Origin of the sequence: Secundilactobacillus silagincola, from assembly GCF_002583405.1 — a bacterium.
In the GTDB taxonomy this organism is placed as follows: Bacteria; Bacillota; Bacilli; order Lactobacillales; family Lactobacillaceae; genus Secundilactobacillus; species Secundilactobacillus silagincola.
Window position 1 is genome coordinate 1 of sequence record NZ_BCMJ01000039.1, and the last position, 320, is coordinate 320.

A 320-nucleotide genomic window follows, 5' to 3' on the forward strand; every position below is an offset into this window, starting at 1 on the left:
AAACTCGCCTCAAGATGAGATTTCCCATTCCTATATGGAAGTAAGACCCCTGAGAGATGATCAGGTAGATAGGCTAGAAGTGGAAGTGCAGCGATGCACGGAGCGGACTAGTACTAATCGGTCGAGGACTTAACCACGAGTAGTGGTGTTCATCGGTAAAAGAAAATGATATTGTCTAGTTTTGAGAGCACCAGTTCTCAATAGTGTGGTGGCGATAGCCTGAAGGATACACCTGTTCCCATGCCGAACACAGAAGTTAAGCTTCAGCACGCCGAGAGTAGTTGGGGGATCGCCCCCTGCAAGGGTAGGACGTTGCCACG

2 rRNA genes are annotated in these 320 nt (G+C 49.4%); both read left to right on the forward strand.

Annotated features, from left to right (window positions below):
• A 23S ribosomal RNA gene (locus CES82_RS12105) occupies positions 1 to 137 on the forward strand; the annotation flags it as partial.
• A 67-nt stretch (positions 138 to 204) separates the two neighbouring features.
• A 5S ribosomal RNA gene (rrf, locus tag CES82_RS12110) occupies positions 205 to 320 on the forward strand; the annotation flags it as partial.